We start from the raw sequence: 3089 nt of genomic DNA on the forward strand, positions 1-3089 counted from the left end.
CCGATCGGTGTGTCCACTGCCGGGCCGGTGGCGGGCTTCGGAATGATCGAACTGCCGATCGGCATCATCGGCGGTGTCCGGGACACGGACATCAGCGCTGTCGTGCTCAACGTGACGGTGACCCAGCCGACCTCCGCCGGCTTCATCAGTGTCTCTCCGGGCGGCGAATCGAGTGACGCGTCAAGCGTCAACTTCGTCGCCGGGGAGACGGTGCCGAACCAGGTCACCGTGCCGGTCCGCAACGGGTCGGTGATGTTGCGCAACGCCGGCTCGGGAACCGTCCACCTGGTCGCCGACCTCCAGGGCTTCTACGCCGCTACCGGTTCCGGCTTCGCGTCGGTGCCACCGACGCGGGTTCTGGACACGCGGGACAGCGGGGGAGCCCCGATCCCGGCCAAGGGCACCCGAACCCTCGACTTCTCCGGCCGGCTGCCCGCCACCGCGACCGCGGTCGTCCTCTCCGTGACGGTCACCGCACCGACCACCAGCGGTGTGCTCACCGTCTACCCGTACGGCTCGGTGGCACCGGCCGCGTCCAGCCTCAACTTCGTCGCCGGGCAGACCATCCCCAACCTGGTCACCGTTCAGCTGTCGAACGGCGAGATCAACATCTTCAACAACAGCTCCGGCACCACGCACGTGGTCGCGGACCTGGCCGGCTGGTTCAGCCCGGAGGCCACCCAGACGTTCGTACCGATGACACCGAAGCGGATCGTCGACTCCCGGTACAGCGTCGGGCTTCCCGGCCGTACCCCGGCTCCGCTCGCTGCCCGCGAGACCGTCCGGTTCGCACCGTTCCGCAGCGAGGCGATCTGCAACCCGGCCTGCCCCGCCCCGACCGCCCTGCTGGGGAACGTGACAGTCACCGCGCCGACCACACCGGGCGTGCTCACCGTGCACCCGGGCGGCGGGCAGCGCCCCACCGCCTCGAACGTCAACTTCGTCGCCCGCGAGACAGCGTCGAACGCCGCGGTGGTTGCCGTGGGCTCCGGCGTCGACCTCTTCCACAACAGCGGGGGTACGTCGCACGTCATCGTCGACCAGGCGGGCTACTTCATCGCCGCCGCGTCCTGACCTGATCTGTCCGCTCTCAGAGCCACCTACCTTGGGAAAAGCTTGATGAACCGATCTGTACTGGCGCGATTCGCGCTCGTACCACTCACCGTTGGCGCGGGCCTGGTGGTCCCGGCGGTGCCGGCCGCCGCCGCTCCCGCGTCCGTCGCCGCCACCACCGAGTGGTACGTCGACTCGGCCAACTGCTCGAACAACGGCGACGGCAGTGCATCCAGCCCTTTCTGCACCGTCTCCCGAGCCGCGGACGTCGTCCAGCCTGGACAGACGGTCCTGGTTCGGCCCGGTGACTACCGGGAGTCCGTGGTGATCACCCGTTCGGGGACGGAAGGTGCGCCGATCACCTTCCGGGCCGTGAACGGGCCGGGTCGCAGCACCACCGTCGTCAAGGTGGGCAAGCGACGCGGCGCCAACGGCAGCGAGAGCGCGTTCACTCTTCGCGGCGTCCACGACGTGGTCCTCGATGGCTTCCTGGCGTTCGGTGACGGCACGGCCGAGGCCGTCCTCGTCGACGGTTCGTCCCGCATCACCCTCGACCGGCTTGTCACTTCCGAGTACGACGCCCGGGGTGCGGTCCGGATCACCGGCGCTTCCGCGGACGTGACGGTGAGTCGTGGCGCCTTCCGTCCGGGCAGCGGCCTGGTGGTGGATGCGGGGGTGCGCGGTGCGCTGGTTACCGCGAGCACCTTCACCCAGAGCGGGATCACCGTGCGGGACGCGCCGGGCACGAAGATCGTCGGCAACACGCTGGAGACCGACTGCACCCTCGCCGTGGACGTCACCGGCACGTCGCCGGGGGTGTCGATCCGGAACAACATCCTGGAGACCGCCACCGGCCCGCTCAGTGACGCGGTGGCGTGCGAGGTGCCCTCCGAGGCGACCGCCATCGCCGTCTCCGCCGGCAGCGTCGCGCAGACAGTGGCGGACTACAACCTGATCGAGCCGGCCAGCGGCGGTCCGCTGTACCGGTGGAGTGCCGCCGAGTACACCAGCCTGCCCGAGTTCGTCGCTGCCACCGGTCAGGGCGCGCACGACATCGCCGCCACCCCCTGGCTGCGGTCGACGGACGCGTACGACCGGCCGTACTACGAGATCGCCCCGAACTCACCCGCCGTCGACTCGGCCGATGCCACCGCCGAGGGTGTGTCCCGCACCGACCTGTTGGACAACCCGCACACGGACGACCCGGCGAAGACGAACACCGGCACGGGCTCGGGTTACCACGACCGGGGTGCCGTCGAGGCCCAGGGGCCGGTGACGGTCAAAGAGCTGCCGATCCGGCGGAAGGCGGGCGGCACGCACCTCGATGTGACCGCCGAGCTTTCCATCACCACCGCGTGGACGACCGACGGTCCGTTGGGCAAGGTATCGCGCAACTGGAGCGATGAGTCCAACCGTCGGGTGCTCCCGCTCGGGTCGGAGGACCACCGGTTCCCCCGTGCCGGCCGGGTGTGCGAGGCCCACCAGGTCAGCCTCAACGACTTCCGCCAGTTCCGGGAGACCCCGACGACGACCTGCCTGGTGCTGGGTGCCGCCTACACGCCGGTGTCACCGAAACGGGTGCTCGACACCCGTGCCGGGATCGGTGGGTATCCGACAGTGCCGATCCCGCCGAACCAGGCGGTCACGCTGCCGATCAACCCGCTGAACGGGGTGCCGGAGAAGGACGTCAGCGCCGTGGTGCTGAACGTGACAGCGACCCAGCCGACTTCCGCCGGTTTCCTGCAGGTGTATCCGGAAGGCGAACCAACCAACTCCTCGAGCGTCAACTTTGTCGCCGGTGAGACAGTGCCGAACCTGGCCACCGTGGCGGTGCTGAAGACCAGCGCTGTGGTGATCGTCAACAAGTCCAGCGGTACGGTTCACGTCGTCGCGGATCTGCAGGGGTACTACTCGGCGAGTGGGTCGGGGTTCCGGTCGGTGGCTCCGTCGCGGGTGTTGGACACCCGCAGCGTCGGTGGCTCGTTCGCGCCGAACACGGGTCGGGCGGTGGATCTGTCCGGTCGGATTCCGTCCGG

General features: G+C 69.5%; 2 pseudogenes. Both read left to right on the forward strand.

Features of this window, described 5'->3' with window-relative positions:
• A pseudogene (locus ACWCO3_RS33320) lies at positions 1-1074 on the forward strand (hypothetical protein); the annotation flags it as partial.
• A 45-nt stretch (positions 1075-1119) separates the two neighbouring features.
• Positions 1120-3089 (forward strand): annotated as a pseudogene (locus ACWCO3_RS33325) (hypothetical protein); the annotation flags it as partial.

The organism is Micromonospora sp. NPDC002411, from assembly GCF_053592955.1.